The 15504-nt window shown below is 71.1% G+C and carries 15 protein-coding genes, 1 tRNA gene and 1 pseudogene; 10 read left to right on the top strand and 7 right to left on the bottom strand.

The features are described from left to right. Positions 1-8 precede the first annotated feature (8 nt). Both ACQBAS_RS07645 and ACQBAS_RS07640 read left to right on the top strand, forming a co-directional pair. Complete coding sequence (locus tag ACQBAS_RS07645) at positions 9-674, top strand: 4a-hydroxytetrahydrobiopterin dehydratase (protein ID WP_427383213.1); 666 nt, start codon at positions 9-11, stop codon at positions 672-674. Positions 675-713: 39 nt separating this feature from the next. Then, complete coding sequence (locus ACQBAS_RS07640; RefSeq protein ID WP_427383212.1) at positions 714-2597, top strand: sigma factor-like helix-turn-helix DNA-binding protein; 1884 nt, start codon at positions 714-716, stop codon at positions 2595-2597. A gap of 11 nt (positions 2598-2608) precedes the next feature. Here ACQBAS_RS07640 and ACQBAS_RS07635 read toward each other — a convergent pair whose 3' ends face one another. Next, entirely contained in the window at positions 2609-3481 is an 873-nt protein-coding gene (locus ACQBAS_RS07635) for a sulfurtransferase (RefSeq protein ID WP_427383211.1), read from the bottom strand. 42 nt (positions 3482-3523) lie between these two features. On the opposite strand from ACQBAS_RS07635, the gene ACQBAS_RS07630 reads away from it, so the two are divergent. The 7 genes from ACQBAS_RS07630 to ACQBAS_RS07600 all read left to right on the top strand — a co-directional run bounded on the left by ACQBAS_RS07630 (position 3524) and on the right by ACQBAS_RS07600 (position 10259). Further along, positions 3524-4294, top strand: coding sequence for an alpha/beta fold hydrolase (locus tag ACQBAS_RS07630; RefSeq protein WP_427383210.1), 771 nt, complete (start codon positions 3524-3526; stop codon positions 4292-4294). Between the two features lie 7 nt (positions 4295-4301). After that, positions 4302-5540 carry a tRNA dihydrouridine synthase DusB gene (gene dusB, locus ACQBAS_RS07625; protein ID WP_427383209.1) on the top strand — a complete coding sequence of 413 codons (1239 nt, stop codon included), beginning with the start codon at positions 4302-4304 and terminating at the stop codon, positions 5538-5540. Between the two features lie 2 nt (positions 5541-5542). After that, positions 5543-6214, top strand: coding sequence for a YdeI/OmpD-associated family protein (locus tag ACQBAS_RS07620; RefSeq protein ID WP_427383208.1), 672 nt, complete (start codon positions 5543-5545; stop codon positions 6212-6214). Positions 6215-6260: 46 nt separating this feature from the next. Next, a complete protein-coding gene (locus ACQBAS_RS07615) occupies positions 6261-7490 on the top strand; it encodes a deoxyguanosinetriphosphate triphosphohydrolase (protein WP_427383207.1) in 1230 nt (409 codons plus the stop codon). A 72-nt stretch (positions 7491-7562) separates the two neighbouring features. Then, positions 7563-9536, top strand: a complete 1974-nt coding sequence (gene dnaG / locus ACQBAS_RS07610) for a DNA primase (RefSeq protein ID WP_427383206.1) — start codon at positions 7563-7565, stop codon at positions 9534-9536. Beyond that, the gene (locus tag ACQBAS_RS07605; RefSeq protein WP_427383205.1) at positions 9533-10066 is read left to right on the top strand and encodes a hypothetical protein; all 534 of its coding nucleotides are present in this window, start codon (positions 9533-9535) and stop codon (positions 10064-10066) included. Before dnaG ends, ACQBAS_RS07605 begins: the two co-directional genes overlap by 4 nt. 117 nt (positions 10067-10183) lie before the next feature. Continuing rightward, positions 10184-10259 (top strand) — tRNA-Asn (locus tag ACQBAS_RS07600). Between the two features lie 94 nt (positions 10260-10353). On the opposite strand, the gene catC is transcribed toward ACQBAS_RS07600, so the two are convergent. Both catC and catA read right to left on the bottom strand, forming a co-directional pair. Continuing rightward, complete coding sequence (catC, locus tag ACQBAS_RS07595) at positions 10354-10635, bottom strand: muconolactone Delta-isomerase (protein ID WP_427383204.1); 282 nt, start codon at positions 10633-10635, stop codon at positions 10354-10356. 3 nt (positions 10636-10638) lie between these two features. Next, a pseudogene (gene catA / locus ACQBAS_RS07590) lies at positions 10639-11308 on the bottom strand (catechol 1,2-dioxygenase); the annotation flags it as partial. Positions 11309-11312: 4 nt separating this feature from the next. Here catA and ACQBAS_RS07585 point away from each other — a divergent pair. Then, positions 11313-12128, top strand: a complete 816-nt coding sequence (locus ACQBAS_RS07585) for a LysR substrate-binding domain-containing protein (protein ID WP_427383203.1) — start codon at positions 11313-11315, stop codon at positions 12126-12128. A gap of 10 nt (positions 12129-12138) precedes the next feature. Here the strand turns inward: ACQBAS_RS07585 and ACQBAS_RS07580 are convergent, their stop codons facing one another. The 4 genes from ACQBAS_RS07580 to ACQBAS_RS07565 form a co-directional block, all read right to left on the bottom strand. Beyond that, the gene (locus ACQBAS_RS07580) at positions 12139-13011 is read right to left on the bottom strand and encodes an amino acid ABC transporter permease (protein WP_427383202.1); all 873 of its coding nucleotides are present in this window, start codon (positions 13009-13011) and stop codon (positions 12139-12141) included. Next, a complete protein-coding gene (locus ACQBAS_RS07575) occupies positions 13008-13688 on the bottom strand; it encodes an amino acid ABC transporter permease (protein WP_427383201.1) in 681 nt (226 codons plus the stop codon). The genes ACQBAS_RS07580 and ACQBAS_RS07575 overlap by 4 nt, the downstream gene beginning before the upstream one ends. Before the next feature lie 82 nt (positions 13689-13770). Continuing rightward, entirely contained in the window at positions 13771-14592 is an 822-nt protein-coding gene (locus tag ACQBAS_RS07570) for a transporter substrate-binding domain-containing protein (protein ID WP_427383200.1), read from the bottom strand. Positions 14593-14690: 98 nt separating this feature from the next. Continuing rightward, a complete protein-coding gene (locus tag ACQBAS_RS07565) occupies positions 14691-15461 on the bottom strand; it encodes an amino acid ABC transporter ATP-binding protein (RefSeq protein WP_427383199.1) in 771 nt (256 codons plus the stop codon). Positions 15462-15504: the final 43 nt, after the last annotated feature.

The following is a 15504-nucleotide window of genomic DNA, read 5'->3' as shown; positions in this document are numbered from 1 at the left end:
TCGATGACATGAACGGTGACCTCCTGACCCCAGCCGAGTCGACCGAGGCCCTGCCGGGGTGGCGGCGCATCCTCACGCGCATGCACCTCACCGTGCGGGCACCCGACTTCGCGACCGCGCTGGCCTTCGTCGACCGCGTCGGTCAGGCGGCGGAGGCGCAGGGTCACCACCCCGACATCGACCTGCGCTACGGCGTCGTCCACGTCGCCCTGTCGAGCCACGACGTCGGCGGGGTCTCGGCGCGGGACGTGCGGCTCGGCCAGTCGATCGACGACATCGTCGTCGAACTCGGTCTCGTACCCGAGGTGTCGGCACTGGCGCGGGTCGAGATCGCCGTGGACGCGCTCGACATCCCGGCGATCAAACCCTTCTGGATCGCGGCCATGGGTTTCGGCGCGGCGGACGACGAGGAGCTCGTCGACCCGCTCGGGTTGGCACCCACTGTGTGGTTCCAACAGATGGACGCGCCGCGGGAGCAGCGCAACCGCATCCACTTCGACGTCTGCGTGCCGCACGACGAGGCCGAAGGTCGCGTGCGCCGAGTGCTCGACGCGGGCGGCGTGCTCGTCTCCGACGAGCGGGCTCCGTCGTTCTGGATCCTGGCCGATGCCGAGGGCAACGAGGTGTGCATCTGCACCTGGCAGTCGGGGCCCGAGAGCGGGCCGAACGACTGAGCGAGCCGTCGGCGCGGTGCTGACAGGGAGGAGGGGCCGATGAAGCCCCGGACCGATCCCGACTTCACCGCGCTGGTCAACGCCCTCGAGTGGGACCTGGCCCGCGAGGCCACCCTCGTCGTCGGCCCCGTCGCCGCGCACACCGTCGTTCTCGCCGCGCTGACCAGCGTGGCCGCGGAGTGGGATCTGATCGACGGTGAGGAGACGAGCGTCGTGGCCCGGCGGTTCCTGCATGCCGAGTGTGCGCGCCACATCCGGCGCGAGGCGCTTCGGGAGCGGGCACGACGGTGGCGGACCCGGCTCGGGTGGATGTGGCGAGCGGGCGAGGCCACGGCGGCGGCTGAGGCTCCGGCGCGATTCCTCCTCGACGCCCTCCCGACACGCCAACGCTCACTCCTCGTGCTGGCCCATCTCTCGGGACAAACCTCGGCTCAGGTGGCCGCGATTCTTGGCGGCTCGCACCGCCGCGTGGAGCAGGAACTCCCCGCGGCGGTGGCCGCACTCGGGGCCAGCCGACCCGGACTGGTCCCTGGCATCACCCCGGGGGACGCGCGGGACGAGGCGATCGCACAGACCCTGGCATCCCGCTTCCACCAGGAGGCGGCAGGTGTCATGGAGCGGAGGCTGGCTGACAACGCCTGGTTGGCCGCGCGACTGCGGAGAGGTCGGCACCGTGAGCACCGCCTGGAGGTCGTGGCCGCGCTGGGCCTCGCCGTGGCGCTGGTCGGGGCGCTGGGCATCTGGGCGGCCGCCTCCCGTGACGGGGGAGTCGAGGCGGCCCCGGCGCCGGACCGAATGACGTCGGCGTCGACGATCAGCTCGAGCAGACCCTCGTCGACCGGGAGTGGGACACGGAGTGGGACCAGCGCCACGGCGGCGACCAGCGCCACGGCGGTGATCAGCGCCAGCACGGACTCGCCCCAGAGGGCCGGCGATGACCTCGCGCCCCTGACCGGCACTCTCTCCCATGGCGGGGCGATCCCCTTCGTGGTCGTGCCGCGGCGGCGCGATCTCGACGACCTGCCGTGGCGGGACGTCGGGCTGCCGGCGACCTTCGACATCGGCGCACCGACGGAGGAGGTCACTGCCGGAGCGAAGCCTGTCCGCGGTCGGCGCGCGGTTGCGGCCTACCTACGACCCATTCCGGCCGGCTATGACGTCGTCATCGTCACCGAGCGCGGTCGCCGTCTCGCTTTCGTGGACCGGGTGATCCGCCGCGATGGGGCCGAGAGCCTCCCCATCGGCCAGATGTCCATCCGTCGCGACGGACGGATGGTCGCGCTCATCCAGCGACGCGGCGTGCTCACCCTCGACGTCGTCAATGGTCTGGCGCAGTGGCACGCAGTGCCCGCCGACCTCTCGCACGGCGGGTGGGGGTTCGGTCGCGAGGCCGCCTTCATCGCGTTCTCCCCGGGGAAGGTCTGGACCATCGACCCGGAGGCGGATGCAGCCCGCCGCCTGCCCCTCGGTTCCTACATGGAGCACTACCGGCTGGTGCGCCGAGGCGGGAGCGTCAGCCTGCGGTACCACGGCGGCGAGGGGCAGTTGACGGCCACCGAACCTGTCCGGCTGCCGGTGACCGCGATCGTCGGCGGGACCTTCGGATCGCTGGGCGGCTGGTCGGTCACCGGGGTGGACCTCGACCCGGCCACCCGCAGGGCGGGAGGTACGTCCTTCGATCGTCAGGCCCTCGCCGCCGTGCAGGGCGACCAGCGGCAGCGGGCGCTCCTCCTGACGCGGGAGGACCCCTTCGCGGATCTGACCCCGATGGGGTGGGCCGATGACCACACCGTCGTCGTCGCCGTCGGCCCGATGATCCTCGCCTGGGACGTCATCAGCGGGGACCTCCGCCGCGTGACGCACGTGCGGCATTCCCCACTCGGCCCGCTCGGCATCAGCCTGCGCTTGACCCCGACAGGGTGACACCGTGCCGGTCAGGAGCCGGTGGCCATCGGGCGCGTGGGATCGCTGATCCAGTCGCTCCAGGAGCCGACGTAGACGTGGGCCGCGACGCCGATCTCGTGGAGCGCCAGCGCGGTGTGCGCGGCGGTGACGCCCGACCCGCAGCTGGTGGCGACGATCCGGTTCTCGCCCGGGACCACGCCCGCGGCCTCGAACACCGCGCGAAGGGCGGCCGGTGGCCGCATCCGTCCGTCCGGCCGCAGCAGGGTGTCCATCGGCACGTTGACCGCGCCCGGGATGTGACCGGCGACCCGGTCGATCGGCTCGGTCTCCCCGCGGAATCGTTCGGGGGCGCGGCCGTCGATCAGCACGGCCGTCGCCGGCCGGTGCGCGATCCCGTCGGCGTCGAGGACGGGCAGGGCGTGCGGTCGCAGGGTGACGGTGCCGGCCGTCTCCGGGGTCGGCTCCGTGGTGGCGGTGTGGCCGGCCCTCGTCCAGGCGGCGAGACCGCCGTCGAGCACACGCACGTCCTGGAGCCCGGCCCACCGCAGCACCCACCAGGCGCGCGCGGCCGAGAGCGACGTGCCCTGGTCGTAGGTGACGATCCGGCTCGCATCGTCGACGCCGGCCCGCCGGAGGGCAGCCTCGAGGACGTCGGGGCGGGGGAGTGGGTGGCGCCCGCCCCTCCCGTCCGCAGCGACCGGGCCAGCCAGTTCGGTGTCGAGGTCGATGAAGTGGGCGCCGGGCACGTGGGCCTGCTCGAAGAGGCCTCGTCCGGCCGGGCCACGCAGGTTGTACTGGACGTCGAGGACGACGAGGCGGGCGCCTCCGGCCAGTTCGGCGGCGAGGGCGTCTGCGGTGATCAGTGCGGTGGTGACCGGTGCGGTGGAGACCAGTGCTGTCATGACGCCATCCAACCCCACCTCGATCGCCCTAGGCTCGGACACGTGACGTCGTCCCCCGTGCATCCCCGGCCGCGTGCTCGCCTCGTGCTCGTGCACGGGACTCGCCTGAGCCACACCCAGTGGGCGCTCTACGCGGACCTGCTGCCGGGGATCCAGTTGGTCACCCCCGATCTGCCGTCGCACGGGGCGCGGTCGTCGCAGCGGTTCACCCTCGAGGCGGCCGTCGCCGTCATCGAGCAGGCCATCGGCGCAGACGACGCCGTGCCAACGATCCTCGCCGGGCATTCACTGGGCGGCTACATGTCGCTGGCCTACGCGGAGGAGCACCCGCAGAGGCTCGACGGTCTCGTCCTCATGGGGGCCAGTGCCGAGCCACGCGGCGTCGGCGCCGCGGCGTACCTCGGCCTCGCCAAGCTGCTCGACCTGATGGGCCCCGAGCGAGCCGGTCGATCCGCGAACTGGGCCATGCACCGCATGCTCGGCGCGGACGCCGCCGACTCGGTGCTGGCGGGCAACGCGCCCCTCGGGTCGGTCGTCGAGGCGTGGGGCGCCGTGCTCGAGGGGAGCGGTCCGGGGCAACTCGCCGACGTCACCTGTCCCGTGCTGCTCCTCAACGGCCAGTTCGACCAACTCGGGGTGCACGCGAAGCGGTTCGTCGCCGCCGGCCGGGACATGTCCGTCACGACCATCCCGCGCGCCTCCCACCTCTTCCCGCTGACACATGCCGAGGAGACCGCGCAGGCCCTGCGCGGGTTCGTCGACGACGTCGTCGCCCGGCGCGAAGGGTGCCGGCCCGGGCTGGTGGGAGAATGACCGGGTCATGAACACGAGCACCCCAGCCCTCGCCACCAGCACGCCTGGCACCACCACCAAGCCGATCCTGCCGCCACTGCGGATCGGGCGGCACGTCATCGGCTCGCCCGTCGTCCTCGCGCCGATGGCCGGGATCACGAACCGTGCCTTCCGGCGCCTGTGCCGCGAGTACGGCACGGCGGGGTCGGCGGCCGGTGGCGTCAGCGGCGCCAACAGCCTCTACGTCTCCGAGATGATCACCTCGCGCGCCCTCGTCGAGCGCTCGCCGGAGACAATGCGCCTCATCGAGCACGACCCCGATGAGGACCCGCGCTCGATCCAGCTCTACAGCGTGGACCCGGTGACGACGGCGGCGGCCGTGCGGCTGCTCGTCGAGGAGGACCGGGCCGACCACATCGACCTCAACTTCGGATGCCCCGTACCCAAGGTGACCCGCAAGGGAGGTGGGTCCGCGCTGCCGTGGAAGAAGGAACTCTTCCGCTCCATCGTGGGCGCCGCGGTCGTCGAGGCCGGGCGCCGTGACGTCCCGGTGACCGTGAAGATGCGCAAGGGCATCGACGACGACCACCTCACCTACCTCGACGCCGGGCTCATCGCCGAAGCGGAGGGTGTGGCCGCGGTCGCGCTGCACGGGCGGACCGCCGCGCAGTCCTACTCGGGTCAGGCGGACTGGTCCGCCATCCGGCTGCTCAAGGAGACCGTCACCTCCGTGCCCGTCCTCGGCAACGGCGACATCTGGTCCGCGGAGGACGCGGTCGAGATGGTGCGGCAGACCGGCTGCGACGGGGTCGTCGTCGGTCGCGGCTGCCTTGGTCGGCCGTGGCTCTTCACCGACCTCGCGGCCGCCTTCGCCGGCACGAGCGCCCGCGTGCTGCCGTCGCTGGGCGAGGTCACGGCGACCCTGCGACGTCACTGCGAATACCTCGTCGAGTTCTACGACGGTGACGAGCTGCGCGCCTGCCGCGACATCCGCAAGCACATCGCGTGGTATCTCAAGGGGTTCCCCGCCGGCTCCAGCGTGCGCAACCAGCTCGCGCTGGTGAACTCGCTCGCCGACCTCGATGCGCTCATCGCGACGATGGATGCGAGCGCGCCGTGGCCGGGGGAGTCGGCCGAGGGGCAGCGGGGTCGGGCGGGATCGCCGCGCGTCGTGGCCCTGCCGGACGGGTGGCTCGACTCCTCGGAGCTGACCCCGGAGCAGCGCGAGCAGGTCGCCCAGGCCGAGCTGTCCGTCTCCGGAGGCTGACGATGACCGCCGGCGGGAGTGCGTCCGGCGCGATCGGTACGCCCGGCGGGACGCCCGAGCGTCCGTGCGTCCTCTTCGCCGACGCCGCGGAGTTCCGCGCCTGGCTCGAGGCGAACCACGACAGCGCCAGCGAGTTGTGGATGGGGCTGCGGAAGAAGCACGTGCCCGATCAGGGACTCACCTGGGCGGACGCCGTCCGAGTCGCGCTGTGCTTCGGCTGGATCGACTCGGTGGCCCAGCGGGTCGACGACGACATCCGCCGTCAGCGGTGGACCCCGCGCCGGCCCTCGAGCAACTGGAGCGCCGTGAACATCGCCGCCGTCGCGGAGCTCACGGCCGCGGGGCTCATGCACCCCGCCGGGCTGGCCGCCTTCGCGAGGCGGCGGGAGGACCGCTCGGGGATCTACACCTACGAGACGCGGGAGCGCCCACTGTCGGCGGAGCACGAAGCCGTCCTGCGCGCCGATGCCCGGGCGAGCACCTTCTGGGACGGGGCGACCCCGAGTTATCGGAAGCTCGCCACGAACTGGGTTCTCTCGGCCAAGCAGGAGGCGACGCGCGATCGGCGTCTCGCACAGCTCGTCGACGACTGCCATCACGGGCGGCTGATCCCACCGCAGCGCTACGGCGAGGAGCCGACGTGGGTCGGGCGCCTGCGTAGGGAGCTGGGCTGAGCCTGCCTGGTCCGGCGCTGTGGGTGCGCCGCACTAGGGTCGCCTCGTGAGCTATTCCGCCGTCGATCGTCAGCGCTGGGTGACCGAGGACCCGGCACACAAGCGCGCCGATCGTGACGACTTCGCGCGCGATCGGGGCCGGCTGATCCACAGCGCGTCGCTGCGTCGGCTGTCGGCCAAGACGCAGGTCGTGCAGCCCGGCAGCGACGACTTCGTGCGCAACCGGCTGACCCACTCGCTCGAGGTCGCCCAGATCGGCCGGGAGTTCGGCGCCGCACTCGGCTGCAACGCCGACGTCGTCGACACGGCGTGCCTCGCCCACGACCTCGGCCACCCGCCCTTCGGGCACAACGGCGAGCAGGCCCTGGACGCCCTCGCCGCCGACATCGGTGGCTTCGAGGGCAATGCCCAGACCTTCCGGCTCCTGACCCGACTGGAGCCGAAGCGGGTCCATGCCGACGGCCGGCCCGCGGGGCTCAACCTCACCCGCGCCAGCCTCGACGCGACCACGAAGTACCCCTGGTCGCGCGGGCACGGGCCCGGCGGGACTCGGAAGTTCGGCGTCTACGAGGGTGATCGCGAGTGCTTCGACTGGGTGCGCGAGCCCGCCCCAGCGGGCGCTCGCTGCCTCGAGGCGGAGGTCATGGACTGGTCCGACGACGTGGCCTACTCCGTCCACGACGTCGAGGACGCCGTGGCTTCCGGTCGGCTCGACCTGCGGCGGCTGCGGGACCCCGGGGACATCGACGCCTTCCTGGCCGTCGCCCAGGGCGTGTACGCGGCAGATCTGTCGCGGGACGACCTCGGCGCTGCGCTGGGCCGCCTCCTCGACAGTGGCATTCTCCCGACCTCCTTCGACGGCTCGCGGATCGACCTCGCCCGGCTCAAGGACATGACGTCGCGGCTCATCGGACGATTCGTCCTCGAGGTGGAGCTGGCCACCCGCGCGAAGCACGGGCCGGGCGACCTCGTGCGGTTCGAGGCCGACCTCGTCGTCCCCGACGCCGTGCGCGCGGAGTGCGCCGTCCTCAAGGCCGTCGCGGCCCACTTCGTCATGCACGCGGGGGAGCGGATGGTGCTGCTGGCCGAGCAGCGGGATGTCGTCGGCGGGCTCGTCGCGGCCTACGTCGAGCGCCCGGAGGAGCGGCTCGACCCCGACCTTCTGCCCGACTGGCGGGAAGCCGACGACGACGAGGCGAGACTGCGCGTCGTCATCGACCAGGTCGCCTCGCTGACGGACGTGCGTGCGTGGGCCCTGCACCGCGCGTGGAACTGAGTCCGCGCACAGCCGATCGGGGCGGGCACGACGCGAGCACCTAGACTCGGCGATCGGAGACGGGAGGTCGCAGTGGCGGGTCGGATCAAGGCCGAGGACATCGAGACGGTCAAGGAACGCTCGTCGATCAGCGACGTCGTGCGGGACCACGTGACGCTGCGTCCCGCCGGACCCGGATCCATGAAGGGGCTCTGCCCCTTCCACGACGAGAAGACCCCGTCCTTCACCGTCCGCGAGACCGTCGGTGCATACCACTGCTTCGGCTGCGGCGAGGGCGGCGACGTCATCTCCTTCGTCCAGAAGGTCGACCACCTCACCTTCTCCGAGGCGGTGGAACGCCTGGCCTCCAAGATCGGCATGGAGCTGCGTTACGAGGAGGGCGGCGGCCCGAACCGGGAGGGTGGGCTCGGTCGCCGCGCCCGCCTCATCGAGGCCCACCGGGCGGCGCAGGAGTTCTACGCCGACCGCCTCGTGAACTCACCCGAGGCGCGCGCCGGCCAACAGTTCCTCCAGCAGCGCGGCTTCGACCGCGCCGCGGCCGAGCACTTCGGCGTCGGGTTCGCCCCGCGCGGCGGCGAGGACCTCTCGCGGCACCTGCGGCAGAAGGGGTTCACCGACGACGAGCTGACGATCGCCGGCATCTCGGGCCGTGGGTCGCGAGGTCTCTATGACCGGTTCCGTGGCCGGCTCATCTGGCCCATCCGCGACGTCACGGGCGACACGATCGGCTTCGGTGCGCGGCGGCTCTTCGACGACGACCGGATCGCGGCGAAGTACCTCAACACGTCCGAGACCCCGATCTACAAGAAGTCGACCGTCCTCTACGGCCTCGACCTGGCGAAGAAGTCGATCTCCACGACCCGGCGGGCCGTCGTCGTCGAGGGCTACACCGACGTCATGGCGGCCCACCTCGCCGGCGTCGACTCCGCCGTGGCGACGTGCGGGACCGCCTTCGGCGTCGACCACATCAAGATCCTCCGGCGGATCCTGCGCGACGAGGCAGACCTCGCGCCAGCGCGCGTCGTCTTCACCTTCGACGGCGACGCCGCCGGTCAGAAGGCGGCCATGAAGGCCTACTCGGAGGACCAGCGGTGGGCCAGCCAGTCCTTCGTGGCCGTCGCCGATGCCGGGATGGATCCGTGCGACCTTCGCCTGCAGAAGGGGGACGCGGCCGTCCGGGCCCTCATCGACGACGCCGTGCCGATGTTCGAGTTCGCCGTCCGGACGACGCTGGCGCGCTTCGACCTGACCACCGCCGAAGGTCGCGTCCAGGGGATGCGGGCCGCGGCGCCGATCATCAACGCGATCCGGGACAGCTCGCTGCGACCCGAGTACATCCGCGAGGTCGCCGGGTGGCTGGGCGTCGAGGTCGAGCAGGTGCGCAGCGAGGTCGCCCGCGCGACGCGGATCGCCGCCCGTGACGCGACCGAGCAGCGTGAGTCCCCGGACCGACGACGTGACGACCGCTCCGCCGACGGTGGGCCCGGTCACCGGGGCGGCCCGGACACGGACCCCCAGGACCGGGGCCAGGACCTCGGCCTGCCCGCGCCGAACCTGCGCGATCCCGTGGTGCTCGCCGAGCGGCAACTCCTCCAGTGCATGCTGCAGTACCCGATGATGGTGCGCCCCTCCGACCTCGACTCGATCGAGGCGGACGCCTTCCACGCACCCGCCCACCGGGTCGCCTTCGACGCCGTCCGCACCGTCGGACTGCCCGCCGAGGGCCTGTCGCACGCGGCCTGGCTGGCCGCCGTCGCCGACGCGGCGCCGTCGCCGGCGCGCGGGTTCATCGCCGAGCTGGCGGTGGCCGGGTTGCCGACCGTCTTCGACAAGGGGACCGGCCGGCCGCCGCAGCGTTACGTCGATTCCCTCGTCGCTCGCGTCAGCGAGGTCGGGCTGACCCGGCGGATCGCCGACGCCATGTCGACGATGCGCCGGCTGTCCTCCGACGAGCACGCCGACCCTGCCGCGGCACGGGCCGCCGGTGCCGAACTGTTGGGCCTCCAGCGGCAACTCGCCGCGCTGCGCGAAGGGAGTTCGGGATGAGCCGCCTCTCCCGCCTGTCCATGGGTGGCCGCCGGGGCCACACCCTCACCCGCACGGAGTCGGTCGCGGTCACCGGAGAGGACGGCGGCGCCGTGCTCGCTTGTGCGACCGCTGCTGGCGGCGAGGTCGTCGTCATCACCCAGCACCGCTTCGTCGTCCTCGACGAGGTCGCGTCGGTGCTCACGAGCGCCCCCTGGCACCTCGTCGAAGGCGGGGCGTGGGAGTCGGACGTCGACACGCTCGTCGTGTCCTGGGTCGACGGGAGCCCCGTGGCCCGGTGGCCCATCCCCGAGCCGGGTCGGCTGCCGGAGGCCTTCCGCGAGCGGGTGCAGGCGTCGATCGTCCTGACCGAGCACCTCGACCTCGGTCCGCGCCGGCGGGTGCGTGTCGTCCTGCGGAAGGATCTGCGCACCGGCCAGCTGCTCGATCAGATCCTCCTCGGGCGGGGCGTGAGCCTCGACGACCCGGGCGTGCGGGAGGCCGCGGAGGCCACCCGACTGGCGATGTGGGAGCACGTCGGACAGGACTGACATCGGCCCGCGACGCCCTGCAGCGGGCCGGCCCGACGCGCGGTCTCCCCACGGCCGCAGCCGGTTTCGTCGGGGGCGGGATCGTTTGCTATTGTTGCGCAGCGCCGCAAGGCGCGATCCCCTGTAGCTCAACTGGCAGAGCATTCGACTGTTAATCGGAGGGTTGTTGGTTCGAGTCCAACCGGGGGAGCCACCGAGCCCCGTCCCACCTGCTCAGCAGGGGGACGGGGCTCAGTCGTGTTCGGTGTCGTCCGGGCGTGTGGTGCGGTCTTCCCGCCGCCGAAGGCTCAGTCGCCGATGGCGCTGGGGTGCTTCGCGAGCGGGGTGACCGTGATGTCCATGTACGGGAAGAGCGGCAGTGCCGAGAGCACGTCGTGCAGCGCGTCGTTCGACTCGACGTCGAAGATCGAGACGTTGGCGTACTCCCCGACGATCCGCCACAGGTGCGGCCACGCACCCGAGCGCTGGACCTCCTGGGCGTAGGCCTTCTCCCGGGCGACGAGATCCGCCTTCACGTCGGCATCCATGTCGTGCGGGATCCGCACGTCCATACGCACGTGGAAGAGCATCGATCAGGCCTTCTCCGGGTCGAGCACGAAGCCGTAGTCCACCGTGGCGCTGCCGTCGGCCTGCGCCTGCGGGTCGCAGGATCAGCTCGGGCTTGACGGCCGACGCGATGTCGTCGTCGTTGTGCTCGTCGCCGGGGAAGTAGAGCTGGGCGGTGAGCAGCTCGTGGCCGGGCGCGGAGACCTTGACGTGCAGGTGGGCCGGGCGCCAGGCGTGCCACCCGGCGGCCGCGATGAGCTTGCCGCAGGAGCCGTCCGTGGGGATCTGGTAGGGCGCGGGCTGCACGGTGTGGATGGTGAAGCTGCCGTCGTCAGCCACGGAGAAGGTGCCGCGGAGGTTCCACTCCGGCAGGCCCGGGGCGAACTGCGAGTAGAAGCCGTCGGAGTCGGCGTGCCACAGCTCGACCTTGGCGTCCGTGAGCGGGCTGCCGTCGGTGGAGGTCACCCGACCGGTCCAGGTGAGGGGAGTGCCGCCCTCGTTCTCGCGCATCGGGATGGTGCCGTCGGAGCCGAGCTCGGGAGCGTTGGGCACGTAGTACGGACCCTCGATGGAGCCCTTGTTGCCCTCGCGGTGCTCGGTGTTGACCTCCTCGACGACGTGCTCGAGCCACACGTCGAGGAAGAGGGGCCACTCGCCGTCCTCGCCGACGCCGATCATCCACGCCTTCAGTGCGTTGCACATGGCCCAGCCGCCGTTGTCCCAGCAGATCAAGCAGCTCGAGCACGAACTCGGGGTGACACTGCTGACCCGCACGACCCGCCGAGTCGACCTCACCCCTGCGGGCGAGGCCTACCTCGCGCGCGTGCGGTCCATCCTCGAGGCCGTGGACTCGGCAGGCGAGGAGGCCGTCCGCATCGGCAACGGGCTGGAAGGTCGCCTCGTCATCGGCTGTGTCGGGTCGGTCACCTACAGCCTGCTGCCGGCCCTGGCCCGCGCGCTGCGCGAGCAGCTGCCCGGCGTCGACGTCGCCTTCCGGGGCGAGATGCTCAGCCCGGACCAGGTCGACGCCCTGCGATCCGGAGCCATCGATCTCGCCCTGCTGCGGCCGCCGGGGGACGGCACGGCCAACCCGGACCTGAGCCTGCACACCCTGCGGGCGGAGCGGTACGTCGTCGCGCTCCCGGAGGGGCACGCCCTCGCCGCGCGACGCCGGATCCGGATGGCGGACCTGCGGGGCGAGGACCTCATCGTCCACTCGGGCCACGGCCGCTCGGCGATGCACGATGCGGTCCTCGCGCTGTGTCGAGACGCCGGGTTCGAGCCCGTCATCCGGCACGAGGTCGCGGAGACCTCGACCCTGGTCACCTTCGTCGCCGCGGCCCTCGGGGTGGCCATCGTCCCGGAGCCGGTGGCCGAACTCATGGTTGCCGGGGCGACCTACCGGCCGCTGGTCAGCCGGGCTCGGATGGACCTGGTCGCGGCCACCCGCAGTGCCGACGAGTCCGCCCTGGTCGCGCGCGCCCTCGCGGTGCTGCGCGGCCACGTGGGCGACTGAAGAGCGCCGCTCAGACCGCCTCGGCGCCGGGGACGGTGGGCGCGGCCGCGAGGGCCTCGCCCGCCGTGTGGCCGCGGCGGTTGATCCGCTGCTCGAGACGGCCGGCGAGCCACGTGAGGCCCCAGTTGAGGGCGATGAACATGAAGGCCACGACGAGCAGCGCGGCGAAGATGTTGGAGTGCAGGGCAGACAGGTTCTGGCCCTGCTGGAGCAGTTCCGGATAGGTGATGACCGTGCCCAGCGCGGTGTCCTTGAGGATGACGACGAGCTGGCTGACCAGGGCGGGCAACATCGCGGTCACGGCCTGCGGGATCTGGATGCTGCGCAGGACCTGACCGGGAGAGAGACCGATGGACAGCCCGGCCTCGCTCTGGCCGCGGGGGAGCGAGTGCACCCCAGAGCGGATGAGTTCGGCGATGACGGACCCGTTGTAGAGGGTCAGCGCCGTCACGACCGCTGCGAGCGGGTTGAGGCTCGACGAGAACACCCCGTTGTAGGCGTAGATGCCAAAGAAGAAGATCATCATGATCAGCACGGGCACGGCACGGAAGAACTCGACGACAGCCCCGCTGACCCACCGCACGAACCGGTTCCCGGAGAGTCGCCCGGCGCCGAGGATGAAGCCGTAGACGGTCGCTCCGATGACGGAGAGCACGGCGGCCTTGATGGTGTTCCAGAGGCCGAGCAACAGGTAGTAGCGCCACGTCGACCACGTCGCCATGGGCGACCACTTCGCGCCCGAGAACTCCCGGTACTCGTTCAGTTTGCCGACGACCACCCACAGGAGCAGGGCAGCCACGAGGACGCCGACGACGGCGAGGAGGCGGTAGCGGCGCCGCGCCTTCGGGCCGGGGTTGTCGAAGAGGACCGTGATCGTGCTCATCGCTGCACCGCCAGACGTCGCGACAGCGCCGTGAGGCCGACGCCGATGGGGAGGGTGAGCACCAGGAAGAAGCCGGCGACCAGGGCGAAGGCGGGATACGTCAGATCGGCCCGAAGCTCGACCGCCTTGCTCATCAGGGCTGCCGTCTCGGCCACGCCGATGGCGGCCGCGACGGTGGTGTTTTTGATGAGGGCGATGATGACCGACGCCAACGGTGCGACGGCGCCGCGGAAGGCCTGCGGAAGCACGACGTGGCGCAGGTTCTGGGTGAAGCCGAGCCCGATCGAGCGGGCAGCCTCGGCCTGACCCGGCGGGACGGTGTTGATGCCGCTGCGGATCGCTTCGCAGACGAAGGCCGCGTGATAGACCGCGAGGCCGATGATGGCCCAGCGCACGCCGTTGTCGACGATCGACGTCGGGCTGTCCTCGGATGCGAGTTTGATCCCGAGGTCGTAGAGCATCACGAGCAGGCTGAAGGTGAGGATGAGCGTCAGCGGGGTGTTCCGCACGATGTTGACGTAGCCGGCACCGACCACCCGGAAGAGGCGGACCGGGCTCACGCGCATGATGGCGATGATCGTCCCGAGGACGAGCGCGCCGATCAGCGAGAAGAACGCCAGCTTGAGGGTGAGCCAGAAGGCCCCCCACACATCGAACTGCTGGAAGAGGTCGTTCATCCCCTTCTCCTTCCTGGTTCGGTCGACCGGGAGGGGGCGGCTCCGGAGGATCCGGCGCCGCCCCCGTCAACTCAGTGACCGGTCACGAGCATTCGTCGAGCTTCGGCGGGTTGACCGACTCGTCGACCTTGAAGTCGGCCGGGCCGAAGTTGTTCTCCACGGCCTTGTCCCACGAGCCGTCCTCGACCATCTTCGTGAGCGCGTCGTTGACCTGCTTGCACAGTTCGGTGTCGCCCTTCTTGAGGCCGACGCCGTAGCGCTCCTCGGAGAAGGGGGCGCCGACGACCTTCAGCTTGCCCTTGTACGCCTCCTGCGCGGCGTAGCCGGCGAGGATCGTGTTGTCGGTCGTCAGGGCGTCGAGCTGCCCCTTCGAGACGAGCTCGGCGCACTTGGAGTAGCCGTCGAACTCCTGCAGCTGGACGCCCGGGACCTTCTCCTGGACGTTGGTGGCCGACGTCGATCCCGTGACGGAGCAGAGCTTCTTGCCGTCAAGGTCGTCCGGTCCGGTGATGTCGGAGTCCGCGGCGACGAGCAGGTCCTGACCGGCGATGAAGTACGGGCCGGCGAACGAGACCTTGGCCTTGCGCTCGTCGGTGATCGAGTACGTGGCAAAGATGAGGTCGACCTGGTCGGTTGCGATCAGGTCCTCACGCTGCTTGCTCGGGGCCTGGACGAATTGGACGTCCGTCTTGCCGAGCTCCTTGGCCACGTAGTTGGCGACGTCGACGTCGAAGCCGGAGTAGGAGTTCCCCTCCTTGAGCCCAAGTCCGGGCTGGTCGAACTTGATGCCGATCTTGATGCTCTTGTCGTCCCCAGCGCCGCTGTCTCCGCTGTCCCCGCAGGCCGCCAGGCCCAGGGCGAGGACGACGGTGCCCGCCGCCGCGCCGAATCGTCGCGTGTTCATGATGCTCCTCCTGGTTGAAGTTGCTCCCCACTCCGTGTGGGTCGCCGTCTTGTCGTGGTGCTGCATCGTGCTGTCGAAGGGAGCCACCGACGTCGTCGTCAGTGGCTCAAGATCTTGCCGAGGAAGTCCTTGGCGCGATCGCTCTGGGGGTTGGTGAAGAAGGCCTCCGGGGTGTTGGACTCGACGATCTGACCGTCGGCCATGAAGACGACCCGGTCGGCGGCGCGCCGCGCGAAGCCCATCTCGTGAGTGACGACGACCATCGTCATCCCGGTGCGGGCGAGGGTGGTCATGACGTCGAGGACCTCGTTGATCATCTCGGGGTCGAGGGCCGAGGTGGGCTCGTCGAAGAGCATGACCTTGGGGTCCATGGCCAGCGAGCGGGCGATGGCCACGCGCTGCTGCTGACCACCCGAGAGCTGCGCCGGGTACTTGTCGGCCTGCGCCTCGATCCCGACGCGCTTGAGCAGCTCCTTCGCGCGCTCCTCGGCCTTCGCCTTCGACTGCTTGCGGACCTTGATCGGGCCGAGCGTCACGTTGTCGAGGATCGTCTTGTGCGCGAAGAGGTTGAACGACTGGAAGACCATCCCGACGTCCGCGCGCAGGCGGGCGAGCTCCTTGCCCTCCTCGGGGAGGGGCTTGCCGTCGATCGTGATGCTGCCGGACTCGAACGTCTCGAGCCGGTTGATCGTGCGGCACAGGGTCGACTTGCCGGACCCGGAGGGGCCGATCACGACGACGACCTCACCCTTGCCGATGGTGAGGTTGATGTCCTTGAGGACGTGGAGCTGGCCGTAGTGCTTGTTGACGTCGGTGAGGACGACGAGGGGCTCGTGGGCGACCTCGGGCGTCGCGGCGGACTGCGTCATGCACAAAACCTAGCGCGCCCCGCGGGACGGGCGACCGGTAACC

It is taken from the genome of Janibacter zhaoxuefangae (genome assembly GCF_050271985.1).
GTDB lineage: Bacteria > Actinomycetota > Actinomycetes > Actinomycetales > Dermatophilaceae.
Note: the sequence above shows the minus strand (reverse complement) of the source record. Positions and strands in the feature narration are given on the sequence as shown.

Bases quoted from the DNA above. Each gene is read 5' to 3' on its own strand.
- ACQBAS_RS07645 (WP_427383213.1), top strand. From the start codon at position 9: ATGAACGGTGACCTCCTGACCCCAGCCGAGTCGACCGAGGCCCTGCCG.
- ACQBAS_RS07640 (WP_427383212.1), top strand. From the start codon at position 714: ATGAAGCCCCGGACCGATCCCGACTTCACCGCGCTGGTCAACGCCCTC.
- ACQBAS_RS07635 (WP_427383211.1), bottom strand. From the start codon at position 3,481: ATGACAGCACTGGTCTCCACCGCACCGGTCACCACCGCACTGATCACC.
- dusB (WP_427383209.1), top strand. From the start codon at position 4,302: ATGAACACGAGCACCCCAGCCCTCGCCACCAGCACGCCTGGCACCACC.
- ACQBAS_RS07620 (WP_427383208.1), top strand. From the start codon at position 5,543: ATGACCGCCGGCGGGAGTGCGTCCGGCGCGATCGGTACGCCCGGCGGG.
- ACQBAS_RS07605 (WP_427383205.1), top strand. From the start codon at position 9,533: ATGAGCCGCCTCTCCCGCCTGTCCATGGGTGGCCGCCGGGGCCACACC.
- catC (WP_427383204.1), bottom strand. From the start codon at position 10,635: ATGCTCTTCCACGTGCGTATGGACGTGCGGATCCCGCACGACATGGAT.
- ACQBAS_RS07585 (WP_427383203.1), top strand. From the start codon at position 11,313: ATGGCCCAGCCGCCGTTGTCCCAGCAGATCAAGCAGCTCGAGCACGAA.
- ACQBAS_RS07580 (WP_427383202.1), bottom strand. From the start codon at position 13,011: ATGAGCACGATCACGGTCCTCTTCGACAACCCCGGCCCGAAGGCGCGG.
- ACQBAS_RS07575 (WP_427383201.1), bottom strand. From the start codon at position 13,688: ATGAACGACCTCTTCCAGCAGTTCGATGTGTGGGGGGCCTTCTGGCTC.
- ACQBAS_RS07570 (WP_427383200.1), bottom strand. From the start codon at position 14,592: ATGAACACGCGACGATTCGGCGCGGCGGCGGGCACCGTCGTCCTCGCC.
- ACQBAS_RS07565 (WP_427383199.1), bottom strand. From the start codon at position 15,461: ATGACGCAGTCCGCCGCGACGCCCGAGGTCGCCCACGAGCCCCTCGTC.